This window comes from Pseudomonas sp. (assembly GCF_035512415.1).
Classification (GTDB): domain Bacteria; phylum Pseudomonadota; class Gammaproteobacteria; order Pseudomonadales; family Pseudomonadaceae; genus Aquipseudomonas.
Genome location: NZ_DATKDZ010000027.1, coordinates 1 through 12985 on the forward strand (window position 1 = coordinate 1; position 12985 = coordinate 12985).

Genomic DNA, 12985 nt, shown 5'->3' on the forward strand with positions numbered 1-12985 from the left:
TGGCGGGTATCAAGCAACCCACTGCGGATGCCGTCGCTCATCTCTGCGAAAGCGTCGGGGTAGGCTTTGCGGATGGCACGCAGGGTGGCGGCAAGCATATCCAGCTGCTCACAGGTAGCTGTCAGCAGGTCGATTGCATCGCTTGCCACGGTGGCGATTGCGGGTGCGTTGCTCATACGGCACCGCCTTGCACTTCCAGAGCGCGAGCACGGGCCATGGCGGCGTTGTAGCGGCGCAGCCTAACCGCGAGGCTGGAGTCAGCTCGCAAAGCTGCCATAGCGCGGGCCTTCCAGGCTTCGGCATGAGTGCAGGTGTAGGCAGGCGCGGACGGGTTGAGGGCATTTTTCATGGGACGGTACTCCGTTACGACACGGGTTGACCGCCACAGAAATGTGGCGGCCGGGAGGTTCGTAACCGTGTACCCACGGTGGACTTCTTCCCCCTTTCGGGGTGTTTTATCCGTCACCCTCCCGGCCATAAAACGGCTGGAGTCGCCCAAAATCCGGGCGGATTGTGGGCGCAAAAAATCCACGACTGTCGGGCGCGGGGTTCCGGGGTACATAGAGTTACGACACTCTTGGCGAAAACCATAGCGCGCCTGGACGGGCTTGGCAACGGTTGGGAGAGAATGTTCGTTCATGCGGCGGCCTTCTGCGCTTTAGCGCGCCGGGTGAACATCAGCGCCAGCACCTTGTCAGCGTGCTCGTGTGCGCAGGCAGGCAGGCTGTAGCGCGTTACGTCGCACGGCTCGCCCCAGTTGTTCGCTGCTTTCTCCGGCATGTGCTCGAAGGTCAAACCGTGGTTATTTTCCAGCGCCGGAATAGTCGAGTTCAGGCAGGTGTCACCGACTTGGCGGGCGGCCTCAAACCGATTGAGAGAGCCGAAGTGGCGCAGGTACACCAGGACGCGAGCAATCTTGCTCGGCGCGGTGCGAAGCAGCTCGTCAGGTTTCATTCTGCGTCCCTCGCTTCGATCTTGGCGAGGAGCCAGGCCTGCACCTCAGCCACGACGTAATAAGCGGCGGCCTGGCGCGAATCGCCGTCTTTGATCGGGCGCGGGAAGGTTGAGTCTTTCTTGCGGAGCTTGTCCAGGCCAGAGCGGGACAGGTCGAGCCAGGCGCAGAGCGCCGGCTGGCGGATAAGGGCTTTACTTGGGGTAGGTGCTAGGTGCATATGGGCGCATCCGTTTGGTTGGGATGCCCCCCATTATTCACATGCCTTTCCGCTTAAGAAGGCCCTGAATAGGCCCTCATTTATGTCTATTCGGGGCTTACTGCTAATTTACGACGCCAAGCGAGCACGGCCTTCCGGGCCTTGTCTTTGCCAGGCAGGCCGTGCACGCCCGATTCGCGCAGTAGTTCAGCTGCTAAACCGGCAATTTCGACTTTGCCAATAGCATTGCCGACATGATCCTCAATCATGGCGGCCACCTCGGATAACAATGAGTGCTCAAGGCTGCTCGACTTCCTCCCCGGCTTGTTCTCGTATGGGGTCAGTTGTCCGGCAACAGAGTTCAGAACGGCCCCCAAGCGCACTAGGCCTTGCTGTAGTTGCTGAAGGGACAGATAGGCATCGCCACCAGCCTGGCGTATCTCCTCCCAGACCAAAGCGTCGGCATGCATTGGGAGCTGGTCGATATCTTTGTATAGCCCCCATGCAGTCTTGCCAAGCGCTTGCAGGTGCTCGACTGCAACCCCAACTTGCGGCTCAGTATCTGCTGCGCGCCTGAAATCGCGATATACGCCAATACGATAGGAGATTCTTTCAATCAGCAACTCAAAGTTGCCACCGAGGCGGCGGATTGTATCGGTCGTTTTGGCAGTGAGTTGATTATCCACATATCCGCCACTGCGCTGCGGCACAAGTTTTTTCATGCCCGCCTGATCTCCACCACGTTGCCCTGTGCCAGCTTGTCCAGGTAGTCGGCATACCATTGCAGCATGGTCGTGCGTTGTTCCAGGTACTGGGCCTTGTTGTAGATGCCGCGCACGCCGGGGGCCTTGTGGCTCAACTGGGCTTCGATATGGTCAGCGGTAAACCCGTGTTCGTTAAGGATGGTGCTGGCGATATGGCGGAAGCCATGGCCAGTCTGTCGGCCCTCGTAACCAAGACGCCGCAGAGCCATTAAAAACACAGTGTCACTGCGCGGTTTGGTGCGGTCGCTACGCCCAGGGAAGAGTAGGGCATAAGCTCCAGTGAACGGGCGCAGTTCTTCCAGTAGTGCTATGGCCTGGCGGCAGAGCGGCACCAGGTGCTCACGGCCCTTCTTGCGGCCTTTGCGCTCTACCGGGATCGTCCACAGCTTCTTGTCGAAGTCGAACTCTGACCACTGCGCCTCGCGCAGCTCGCTCGGGCGCACGGCCAGCAGGGTCAGCAGGCGCAGGCCGAGCTGCACGTCCTTGGCGTGAGGGTAGGAGTGGATGGCGCGGAGTAGGGCGGGCAGCTCATCGGCAGAGACGTGGGCATAGTTCTCTGCCTTGCCGGCTGACAGGAACTTATGCACGCCGTCCAGCGGGTTGTTCACTGCGCGGCCTGTCACGCGGGCCAGGTAGTACACGTCCTTGCAGTAGGCGCGCACCCGGCTCATCTGCTCGAGGATGCCTTGCCGCTCCATGCCGCGCAGTAGCTCCATCCACTCCATAGGCAAGATGCCGGTGTACGGACGTTTGCCGAAGGTAGGGAACACATGGCGTTCAAGTGCACCCATCACCCGTTTAGCGGTGCCAGCGTCCCAGCTGTTCAGCCGAGAGGCGTACCACTCCCGCGCCAGGTGCTCAAAGGTGTTATCAGCCGCGGCCTGTTCTTTAGCCTGGCGGGCCTGCTTACTTGCGAGTGGGTTTTTCCCTTCGGAAGCATCGGCCCGCAGATCAGCAGCTTTCTTCCTGGCCAGTGAACCACTCACTTCGGGGTAGCCGCCCAGGCCAAGCCATGACCACTTACCGTCTGGCTTCTTGTAGCGGAATTGCCACGACTTCTGCCCGTCTGGCTTGACTCGAAAATATAGGCCCGAGCCATCTAGCTCGCGGTATTCCTTGGCGTCAGGCTCCAGGCCCGCAAGGGCTGTGTCTGACAAGGGGCGGCGCTTGATCTCCGATCGCTGCATTTTGTGTATCCCCTCGGTTCAATTATTTGTCGAGGATACACACAGGGATACAGGGTGCGCAATGGCATGTGGGAACAAGTAGGAACGTGCAGATATAAGAAAGCCCGCACTAGGCGGGCTTCTTGGGGTGTTTCCGAAGCATGTGGGAACATGTGGAAACAGGTGTTTGGTGGCTACGCAGGGACTTGAACCCCGGACCCCAGCATTATGAATGCTATGCTCTAACCAGCTGAGCTACGTAGCCGAGTGGCGCGCATTATTCGCGTCTTGAGGGTTGCTGTCAACCCTGTTGAGTAGAAAATTTCTGCGCGCGATCAAGCGCTTACACGTTAAAGCGGAAATGCATCACGTCGCCGTCCTTGACGATGTATTCCTTGCCTTCCAGACGCCATTTGCCGGCCTCTTTGGTGCCGGCTTCGCCCTTGTATTGGATAAAGTCGTTGTAGGCGATGACTTCGGCGCGGATAAAGCCTTTTTCGAAATCGGTGTGGATCACGCCCGCAGCCTGCGGTGCGGTGGCACCGACGCGTACGGTCCAGGCGCGGACTTCTTCGACGCCGGCGGTGAAGTAAGTCTGCAGATGGAGCATTTCGTAGCCGGCGCGAATAACCCGATTCAGGCCGGGTTCTTCGAGGCCCAGGGCCTCTAGGAACATGTCCTTTTCTTCACCGTCGTCCAACTCGGCGATTTCCGCTTCGATCTTGTTGCACACCGGCACCACGATGGCACCTTCTTCTTCGGCAATGGCGCGCACCACGTCGAGCAGCGGGTTGTTGTCGAAGCCGTCTTCGGCGACGTTGGCGATATACATCACTGGCTTGGTGGTGAGCAGGTGGAAGCCACGGATCACTGCTTTCTCATCCGTGCCCATGTTCTTCATCAGGCTGCGCGCGGGCTTGCCTTCGCTGAAGTGAGCAATCAGCTGCTCCAGTAGGCCTTTCTGCACCACTGCGTCCTTGTCGCCGCCCTTGGCGTTGCGGGTGACTTTTTGCAGCTGCTTTTCGCAGCTGTCGAGGTCGGCGAAGATCAGCTCCAGATCGATGATCTCGATGTCGCGCTTGGGGTCGACGCTGTTGGATACGTGAATCACGTTGTCGTCTTCGAAGCAGCGCACCACATGGGCGATGGCATCGGTCTCGCGGATATTGGCGAGGAACTTGTTGCCCAGGCCTTCACCCTTGGAAGCGCCGGCCACTAAGCCTGCGATATCAACGAATTCCATGGTGGTCGGCAGGATGCGCTTGGGGTTGACGATATCGGCCAGGGCCTGCAGGCGCGGGTCGGGCATCGGCACGATGCCGCTGTTCGGCTCGATGGTGCAGAAGGGGAAGTTCTCCGCCGCAATCCCGGATTTGGTGAGGGCGTTGAACAGGGTGGACTTGCCGACGTTGGGCAGGCCGACGATGCCGCAGTTGAATCCCATGGTGTGTCCCTCGCGCGATTGGCGGTGAAGAGTTAAGAAGAGGCTTTCTGACTGTGCAGCTTGTGCATGGCCTTGCTCCAGTCGCCTGCGAGAATTTCCGGCAGGACGCCCAGGGCAAAGTCGATGCTGGTGTCCAGCAACTCCTGCTCGCTGCGCGGGGCGCGGCCGAGGACGAAGTTGGAGACCATGCTGCTGTGCCCGGGATGGCCAATGCCAAGCCGCAGGCGGTAAAAACTGTTCTGATTGCCGAGCTGGGCGATGATATCGCGTAGCCCGTTATGCCCGCCGTGCCCGCCACCCTGTTTGAGTTTGGCGACGCCTGGCGGCATATCGAGTTCGTCGTGGGCCACCAGAATGGCTTCCGGCGCAATGCGGAAGAAATTCGCCAATGCCGCTACAGCCTGGCCGCTGCGGTTCATAAAGGTGGTGGGGATCAGCAGACGAACATCGCGGCCCTGATGGCTGAATTTGCCAGTCAGGCCAAAATACTTTTTGTCGAGGCTCAAGTTGATGCGCTGGCTGTCGGCCAGACGCTCAACGAAAAGGGCCCCTGCATTATGCCGGGTCTGGTCGTATTCAGGGCCGGGGTTACCCAGGCCAACGATCAGTTGTACGGCAGTCATGTCAGGAGCCCTTTTGTGGAAATAGCCCGGCAGAATCGCATGCCGGGCTGGTTTCCGACGCTGCGAGGTTTACTCGGCAGCGCCTTCGCCTTCGCCTTCTTCTGCGTCTTTAGCAACGCGCGAGGCGTGGATGTTAGCCACGGCCAGGTCGTTACCGTGAGCCAGTGCAACCAGCTCAACGCCTTTTGGCAGTTTCAGATCGGCCAGGTGAACGATCTGACCGATTTCAACGGCAGCCATATCGACTTCGATGAATTCCGGCAGGTCTTTCGGCAGGCAGGACACTTCTACTTCGGACAGTACGTGGGAAACTTCGCCACCTTGCTGCTTCACGCCAACTGCAGTTTCCTGGTTGAGGAAGTGCAGGGGGACGATAGCGGTCAGTTTCTGGCCAGCAACGACGCGGATAAAGTCGGCGTGCATCACGTAGCCTTTGGCCGGGTGACGCTGCAGGGCTTTGATCAGTACGCTTTCGTTGCTACCGGCAACGTTCAGGCTCAGCACGTGGCTGTAGGCTGCTTCGTTTTCCAGCAGCTTGGCCAGTTCTTTGGCCAGCAGGCTGATCGATTGCGGGGCTTTTTCGCCACCGTAGATTACGGCAGGCACCATGGCAACGTTACGACGCAGGCGGCGGCTCGCACCTTTCCCCAGGTCGGAACGCACTTCGGCATTCAGGGCAAATTCAGCAGTCATTTCACTTCTCCAAAATAACCAAACCGTCCGTTACGCTTGCGACCAGCGACGGGACGGTTGGTTGAAAGGCCTTGCCATTAGGGCAGGGCGTTTGCGCTCAGGGCGATTTCCGGATTAACGGAACATCGCGCTGATCGATTCTTCATTGCTGATGCGGCGGACCGCTTCAGCGACTACCGGGGCGATATCCAGTTGGCGAATACGCGAACAGGATTGCGCGGCGGCGGACAGCGGGATGGTGTTGGTCACCACCAGCTCGTCGAGTACGGAATTTTCGATGTTTTCGATCGCCCGGCCAGACAGTACAGCGTGTGTGGCGTAGGCGAAGACTTTGGAGGCACCGTGTTCTTTCAGCGCTTTGGCTGCGTGGCACAGGGTGCCGGCGGTATCCACCATGTCGTCGACCAGGATGCAGGTACGGCCTTCCACGTCACCGATGATATGCATCACTTCGGAGTGGTTGGCTTTTTCGCGGCGCTTGTCGATGATCGCCAGGTCTACACCCAGGGATTTGGCCACGGCACGAGCACGTACCACGCCGCCGATATCCGGGGAAACGATCATCAGGTTTTCGAAGCGCTGGTCTTCGATATCGTCCACCAGTACTGGGGAGCCGTAGATGTTATCTACCGGGATATCGAAGAAGCCCTGGATCTGATCCGCGTGCAGGTCGACGGTCAGAACCCGGTCGATACCTACAACGGTGAGCATGTCAGCCACAACTTTGGCGCTGATTGCCACACGGGCGGAACGCGGACGGCGATCCTGGCGGGCATAGCCGAAGTAGGGGATAACTGCAGTAATTCGGGTCGCTGAGGAGCGGCGGAAGGCGTCGGCCATCACTACCAGTTCCATCAGGTTGTCATTGGTTGGCGCGCACGTCGGTTGAATCAGGAAGACGTCTTTACCGCGGACGTTTTCGTTGATTTCAATCATGATCTCGCCGTCGGAGAATTTACCGACTGAGGCATCACCGAGGGGAATGTGCAGCTGACGTACGATACGTCGCGCCAGATCGGGGTTAGCGTTCCCCGTAAAGACCATCATCTTGGACACGCGCAGTACCTGCCGGCTGAGGGTATACCTGGATGAGTATAGAAAATGGCAGGGGCGGCTGGATTCGAACCAACGCATGGCAGGATCAAAACCTGCTGCCTTACCGCTTGGCGACGCCCCTGTATCCGGTGTTACTGAATGCTCTGAGTTGTGTATCCGCTCCAGGACGGAAATGGCAGGGGCGGCTGGATTCGAACCAACGCATGGCAGGATCAAAACCTGCTGCCTTACCGCTTGGCGACGCCCCTACAACCGTACAACTCGGTAGAACACATTCACTTCCTGACCAATTTTTCCAGCTTGCGGTGCAACATCGAGATGTTACGACCCTGGGCAACAAAACTTGGCAAAGTGCCTGGAAGTTGGCGGGCGACTTTATCAGCATCGTCCCGGTTTGGGAAGCTCCCAAACACACAAGCTCCAGTGCCGGTTAATCTTGCGGGAACAAATTTGTTCAACAAGATCAAAGCGTTATGTACTTCTTTATAACGCTTCTGGACCACCGGCAGGCAGTCGTTACGACCACCCCCCTCAAGAAGGCTGCGAACTTTAATGGGCGGCGTATCCCGTGTCAACTCAGGGTCGGAGAAAACTTCTGCTGTGCTGACAAAGACTTGCGGTATGGCGACGAGAAACCAGGGCTCTTCCAGCTCCACGGCGGTGAGGCGCTCGCCCACACCCTCGGCAAAGGCCGCGTGACCGTGCACGAACACCGGCACATCGGCACCGAGCGACAGGCCCAGGGCTGCGAGGCGATCTTGGTCCCAGTTCAGCTGCCATAGATGATTGAGGCCGAGCAGGGTGGTGGCGGCATCCGAGCTGCCCCCGCCGATACCACCGCCCATGGGCAGGCGCTTGTCCAGCCAGATATCGGCCCCCAGGCGGGTGCCGCTGGCGTGCTGCAGGCTGCGGGCGGCGCGCACGATCAGGTTGCTGTCGTGGGGAACGCCGTCAATGGGTGTGTGCAGATGAATTTCACCGTCCTGGCGCAAGGCAAAGCCCAACTCGTCGGCGAAGTCGAGAAACTGGAACAGGGTCTGCAACTCGTGATAGCCGTCGGCGCGGCGGCCGAGGATGTGCAGCATCAGGTTGAGCTTGGCCGGTGCCGGCAGAGTCAGTTCGGCGGCAGCGGGAATTGCCGGGGCGGTCATTGGCCCAGCTGGCGCGGCTGCCAGTCCTTGATCACCAGGGTGACCTGCAGGTCAAAGCCGCTGAGCTTGATCCGCTCGGGCAGCCAGAAACCATTCTGCTCGGCATAGCGCAGGTACTCGACCTGCCAGCCATCCTGGCTCAGTTGCGCCAGACGGCTATCGGCATCCAGGTTCAGGCGGCTCTTGCTATCCGGGGAGGGCAGGCCGCGAATCCACCAGAGTAGGTGCGAGACCGGCAGATTCAGACCGAGTTGCTCCTGCATCAGCTGTTCCGGGGTGGCGGCCTGGTAGCGGCCTTGGTTGGCCACTTCCAGCAGGATGGCACCGGGGCGGCCGGTCAGGCGTGCGGCCCCGCGGCCGAGGGGGCCGGACAGGCGAATGTCGTAGTAATCCTGGCGTTGCAGCCAGAACAGGGTGCCGCTGCCTGAGTCCTGGGGGGCGCGAATGCCGACCTTGCCGCTGATCTGCCAGGCGTCGAGGCTGGCGACTTGCTGTTTGTGGGCTTGCCACAGGCCGGCGTCGCCCTGGCCCTCCAGGGCTTCACGGGAGGTCAGGCCGGCGCAGCCGGCGAGCAGGGCAATCAGGCTGAAAACAATCAGGTGGCGCGCAAGCATCAAAGCGTCTCTGCTCCGGTCAGGCGCAGCAGGGTGCTGCGCAGAATTGAACTGTCGGGTTGCTGTGCAAGGGCCTCGCGCCAGATTTTGCGGGCTTCCTTCTGTTTGCCCTGGGCCCAGAGCACTTCACCCAGGTGGGCGGCCACTTCGTGGTCGGGGAACTCTTGCAGGGCCTTGCGCAGCAGGCGTTCGGCCTCGTCCAGGTTGCCCTGGCGGTAGTTGACCCAGCCCAGGCTGTCGAGAATCGCCGGGTCGTCGGGGTTGAGCTGGTAGGCCTGCTCGATCAGCTCGCGCGCTTCGGCGTAACGGGTGGTGCGATCGGCCAGGGTGTAGCCCAAGGCGTTGAGGGCCATGGCATTGTCCGGCTCGCGCTCAAGGATAAAGCGCAGGTCTTGCTCAAGCAGCGGTAGGTTGTCGCGCTTTTCCGCGAGCATGGCGCGGGTATAGAGCAGGTTGAGGTCTTCGGGGAATTGCTTCAGGGCCTGCTCGATCACCTGCCAGGCGCGCTGGTTGTCCTGCTGCTTGCTCCAGGCTTCGGCTTCGATCAGGTACAGCTGGATGGCGTAATCGGGCTGGGTTTCCCGGGCCTGGCGCAGGCGCTTAGCCGCTTCCTCGCCGCGCTGCTGCTTGAACAGCAGCTCGCTCTGGCGCGACTGGGCGGGCAGATAGTCGTTGCTGGGACCGACCAGGGCGTATTCGATCAGGGCGCTGTCAGGCTCATCGAGGGCTTCGTAGGCGCGGGCCAGGTTGTAGTGGGCGGCGTCGACGTGATTGTCACGCTCGACCAGTTCTTCCAGGTAGACAATTGCCTCTTGCCAGGCTTCGGCTTCCAGGCAGACCAGGGCTAGGGAAAAACGCAGGTCGTCGTCATTGGGGAACTGCTGCAGCAGCGAGGCAAATTCGCCCTTGGCTTCGTCGAGGCGATCTTCGGCCACCAACAGGCGGGCGTAGGTCAGGCGCAGGCGTTTATCGTCCGGGTGCTGCTTGATAGCTTTTTCCAGCAGGGACAGGGCGTCATCGTTGCGTTCGAGGCTCTGCAGCAGGCGTGCCTGCAGCAGGATGGCGGCGATGGGGCGGTCCTTGGCCGGTTGCTCCTGCAGGCGCTCTAGGGCTTCCTGAGCGCGGCCGTCCTGTTGCAGCAACAGGGCCTGGCCGAACAGCAACTGATGGTTGTCGGGGTATTTCTTCTGCAGGCGAGCAAAGCTCTGCAGCAGCCCGGCGCGGGTGTCCGGGTCACTTTCCGCGGCGGACAGGGCGAGGAAGTCGAAATGCGTATCGCCCTGGCGCTGCAGCACACGTTCCATAAAGCTCATGGACTCGTCGTAGCGCCCGGCGCGGGCCAGCTGCACGGCGGCGGCGCGCTGGGCGTCGATGCTGTCGGGGGCATTCTTGGTCCACAGCAGGCTGGTTTCCAGGGCGGCCTGCTCGGCCCCCAGGTACTCGGCAATGCGAAAACCGCGCTCGGCAACGCCAGCATCCTGGGTCGCATTGGCCTGCTGGACATAGTTGCCCAGGGCAATGTCGAAGCGATTGCGTTGCCCGGCCAGTTCGGCCGTCAGCAACGCCAGCAGGGTGTCTTGGCTGAAGGAGCCATACACCTGAGGCTCCGCGGCTGGCGTCACAGCTGCAGGGTCTTCCACCGGTGGCGTGCCATCCGGGGCTGAGGGGGCAAACGTCTGGCAGCCACTGAGCAAGGCAGCGGCAGTCAGCAAGGCAAGGGATCTATTCATAGAGAGATATGTGGCCAACCTGCGGTTTGGGCATCATGACACAAGCGCCAGGGCAAGCCCATGGGGTGGGATGATCCGGATTAATAGATAAATCTGGCTAATGGGACAATAGCTAGCGGTGGTTGTTCTCGCCTGGCCGAAGTAGGACAATTGCCGGCTTCCACTCCCTGTCAGCGACCTTGCATGGCCTTTATTGCCCTTGGTATCAACCATAAAACCGCTTCGGTGGATGTCCGCGAACGCGTGGCTTTTACCCCCGAGCAGTTGGTTGAGGCGCTACAGCAGCTCTGTCAGCGCACCAGCAGCCGGGAGGCGGCGATTCTTTCGACCTGCAATCGCAGCGAACTCTACCTCGAACAGGACGGCCTGAGCGTCGATGAAGTGCTGGCCTGGCTGGCCGCTTATCACCAGCTGAGCCTTGAAGAGCTGCGCGCCTGCGCCTATATCCATGCCGATGACGAAGCCGTGCGCCATATGATGCGCGTGGCCTCGGGGCTGGACTCCATGGTGTTGGGCGAACCACAGATTCTCGGCCAGATGAAATCGGCCTTCGCCGTGGCCCGCGAGGCCGGCACCCTCGGCCCGCTGCTCGGGCGCTTGTTTCAGGCCACCTTCAGCACCGCCAAGACCGTGCGCACCGATACCGCGATTGGCGAAAACCCGGTCTCCGTGGCCTTTGCCGCCGTCAGCCTGGCCAAGCAGATTTTCGCCGACCTGCATCGCAGCCAGGCGCTGCTGATCGGCGCAGGGGAGACCATTAGCCTGGTCGCCCGTCATCTGCACGATCAGGGCATCAAGCGTATCGTGGTGGCCAACCGCACCTTGGAGCGCGCCAGCAACCTGGCCGAGCAGTTTGGTGCGCATGCGGTGCTGCTCTCGGAAATCCCTGATGAGCTGGTCAACAGCGATATCGTTATCAGCTCCACCGCCAGCCAGCTGCCGATTCTCGGCAAGGGCGCGGTGGAACGGGCGCTGAAGCAGCGCAAGCACAAGCCGATCTTTATGGTTGATATCGCCGTGCCGCGGGATATCGAGCCGGAAGTCGGCGAGCTGGACGACGTCTACCTCTATACCGTCGATGACCTGCATGAGGTAATCGCGGAAAACCTCAAAAGCCGTCAGGGCGCGGCCCAGGCCGCCGAGGAACTGGTGGCGATCGGCGCTCAGGACTTTATGCAGCGCCTGCGCGAGCTGGCTGCAGTGGATGTGCTCAAGGCCTACCGCCAGCAGGCCGAGCGCCTGCGCGACGAGGAGCTGAACAAGGCCCTGCGTCTGCTCAACAACGGCAGCTCGGCCGAGGATGTGCTGGCGCTGCTGGCCCGCGGCCTGACCAACAAGTTGCTGCATGCGCCTAGCGTGCAGCTGAAAAAATTCTCTGCTGACGGCCGCGTCGATGCGCTGGGCGTGGCTCAAGAACTCTTTGCCCTCGACGAGGGCGCGCCGCCTGCTTCGACCCATAGCGGCTCGGCCAATAAATAAAGGTCTGCAATGAAAGCGTCACTGATCAATAAACTCGACCTGTTGCAGGATCGTTTCGAAGAGCTGACCGCGCTGCTCGGCGATGCCGAAGTGATCAGCAACCAGCCGCAGTTTCGCGCCTATTCCAAGGAATACGCCGAGATTGAGCCGGTATACCAGGCGTTCAGTGCGTTCCGCAAAGTTCAGGCCGACCTCGAAGGTGCCCAGGCGCTGCTCAAGGACAGCGACCCGGACATGCGCGAGATGGCCGAGGAAGAAGTTGCCGAGGCAAAGGAACAGCTGATCGTACTGGAAGCCAGCCTGCAGCGCATGCTGCTGCCCAAGGACCCCAACGATGGCCGTAACGTATTCCTCGAAGTACGCGCCGGCACCGGTGGTGATGAGGCGGCGATCTTTTCCGGCGACCTGTTCCGCATGTATTCGCGTTATGCCGAGCGTCAGGGCTGGCGCGTAGAAGTGCTGTCGGCCAGCGAAGGCGAGCATGGCGGCTATAAGGAAGTGATTGCCCGGGTCGAGGGCGACAACGTCTACGGCAAGCTCAAGTTCGAGTCCGGCGCGCATCGCGTGCAGCGCGTGCCCGAGACCGAATCCCAGGGCCGCATTCACACCTCGGCCTGCACCGTCGCCGTGCTGCCCGAACCGGATGAGCAGATGGCCATCGATATCAACCCGGCCGACCTGCGGGTGGACACCTACCGCAGCTCCGGTGCCGGCGGTCAGCACGTTAACACCACCGACTCGGCGATCCGCATCACCCACATTCCCACCGGCACCGTGGTGGAATGTCAGGAAGAGCGCTCGCAGCACAAGAACCGCGCCAAGGCCATGGCCTGGCTCGCGGCGAAATTGAAAGACCAGCAGGAAGCCGCCGCGCACAAGGAAATTTCCGACTCGCGCAAACTGCTGGTGGGCTCCGGTGACCGTTCCGAGCGCATCCGCACCTACAACTTCCCGCAAGGGCGAGTCACCGATCACCGCATCAACCTGACCCTGTATTCACTCAATGAAGTGATTGCCGGCGGCGTCGAAGCGATTATCGAACCGCTGCTGGTCGAATATCAGGCCGATCAGCTGGCGGCGCTGGGCGATTGATAGGTTTGAATTTGACTCGGTA

At 60.7% G+C, this 12985-nt stretch carries 14 protein-coding genes and 3 tRNA genes; 2 read left to right on the forward strand and 15 right to left on the reverse strand.

Translation table 11 applies throughout. The annotated features are described in order from the left end of the window. Positions 1–172: 172 nt before the first annotated feature. The 15 genes from VMP31_RS13795 to VMP31_RS13865 form a co-directional block, all read right to left on the reverse strand. A complete protein-coding gene (locus tag VMP31_RS13795; protein ID WP_325508056.1) occupies positions 173–349 on the reverse strand; it encodes a hypothetical protein in 177 nt (58 codons plus the stop codon). Between the two features lie 287 nt (positions 350–636). Beyond that, positions 637–954, reverse strand: a complete 318-nt coding sequence (locus VMP31_RS13800; RefSeq protein WP_325508058.1) for a hypothetical protein — start codon at positions 952–954, stop codon at positions 637–639. Then, positions 951–1172: a transcriptional regulator gene (locus tag VMP31_RS13805; RefSeq protein ID WP_325508060.1), complete on the reverse strand. Its 222-nt coding sequence runs from the start codon at positions 1170–1172 to the stop codon at positions 951–953. Before VMP31_RS13805 ends, VMP31_RS13800 begins: the two co-directional genes overlap by 4 nt. 86 nt (positions 1173–1258) lie before the next feature. Beyond that, positions 1259–1873 (reverse strand): hypothetical protein, encoded by a 615-nt coding sequence (locus tag VMP31_RS13810; RefSeq protein ID WP_325508062.1) that lies wholly within the window; start codon positions 1871–1873, stop codon positions 1259–1261. Next, on the reverse strand, positions 1870–3102 hold the full coding sequence (locus VMP31_RS13815; protein ID WP_325508064.1) for a tyrosine-type recombinase/integrase: 1233 nt from the start codon (positions 3100–3102) through the stop codon (positions 1870–1872). The genes VMP31_RS13810 and VMP31_RS13815 overlap by 4 nt, the downstream gene beginning before the upstream one ends. 167 nt (positions 3103–3269) lie before the next feature. Continuing rightward, positions 3270–3346 (reverse strand) — tRNA-Met (locus VMP31_RS13820). Positions 3347–3424: 78 nt separating this feature from the next. Further along, positions 3425–4525 carry a redox-regulated ATPase YchF gene (gene ychF / locus VMP31_RS13825; RefSeq protein ID WP_325508066.1) on the reverse strand — a complete coding sequence of 367 codons (1101 nt, stop codon included), beginning with the start codon at positions 4523–4525 and terminating at the stop codon, positions 3425–3427. A gap of 32 nt (positions 4526–4557) precedes the next feature. Next, complete coding sequence (gene pth, locus VMP31_RS13830) at positions 4558–5148, reverse strand: aminoacyl-tRNA hydrolase (protein WP_325508068.1); 591 nt, start codon at positions 5146–5148, stop codon at positions 4558–4560. A 69-nt stretch (positions 5149–5217) separates the two neighbouring features. Next, positions 5218–5841: a 50S ribosomal protein L25/general stress protein Ctc gene (locus VMP31_RS13835; RefSeq protein ID WP_325508070.1), complete on the reverse strand. Its 624-nt coding sequence runs from the start codon at positions 5839–5841 to the stop codon at positions 5218–5220. Between the two features lie 114 nt (positions 5842–5955). After that, positions 5956–6897, reverse strand: coding sequence for a ribose-phosphate pyrophosphokinase (locus VMP31_RS13840; RefSeq protein ID WP_305593610.1), 942 nt, complete (start codon positions 6895–6897; stop codon positions 5956–5958). A gap of 46 nt (positions 6898–6943) precedes the next feature. Further along, positions 6944–7018 (reverse strand) — tRNA-Gln (locus VMP31_RS13845). Positions 7019–7070: 52 nt separating this feature from the next. Next, positions 7071–7145: transfer RNA gene (locus tag VMP31_RS13850), tRNA-Gln, on the reverse strand. A 27-nt stretch (positions 7146–7172) separates the two neighbouring features. Next, positions 7173–8048, reverse strand: a complete 876-nt coding sequence (gene ispE, locus VMP31_RS13855) for a 4-(cytidine 5'-diphospho)-2-C-methyl-D-erythritol kinase (RefSeq protein WP_325508073.1) — start codon at positions 8046–8048, stop codon at positions 7173–7175. Next, positions 8045–8662, reverse strand: a complete 618-nt coding sequence (lolB, locus tag VMP31_RS13860) for a lipoprotein insertase outer membrane protein LolB (RefSeq protein WP_325508075.1) — start codon at positions 8660–8662, stop codon at positions 8045–8047. Before lolB ends, ispE begins: the two co-directional genes overlap by 4 nt. Further along, positions 8662–10392, reverse strand: coding sequence for a tetratricopeptide repeat protein (locus VMP31_RS13865; protein ID WP_325508077.1), 1731 nt, complete (start codon positions 10390–10392; stop codon positions 8662–8664). Before VMP31_RS13865 ends, lolB begins: the two co-directional genes overlap by 1 nt. A 183-nt stretch (positions 10393–10575) precedes the next feature. Between VMP31_RS13865 and hemA the strand changes: the two genes are divergently transcribed. Next, positions 10576–11871 carry a glutamyl-tRNA reductase gene (gene hemA, locus VMP31_RS13870; RefSeq protein ID WP_325508079.1) on the forward strand — a complete coding sequence of 432 codons (1296 nt, stop codon included), beginning with the start codon at positions 10576–10578 and terminating at the stop codon, positions 11869–11871. Between the two features lie 9 nt (positions 11872–11880). After that, positions 11881–12963, forward strand: a complete 1083-nt coding sequence (gene prfA / locus VMP31_RS13875; RefSeq protein WP_325508081.1) for a peptide chain release factor 1 — start codon at positions 11881–11883, stop codon at positions 12961–12963. Positions 12964–12985 lie beyond the last annotated feature (22 nt).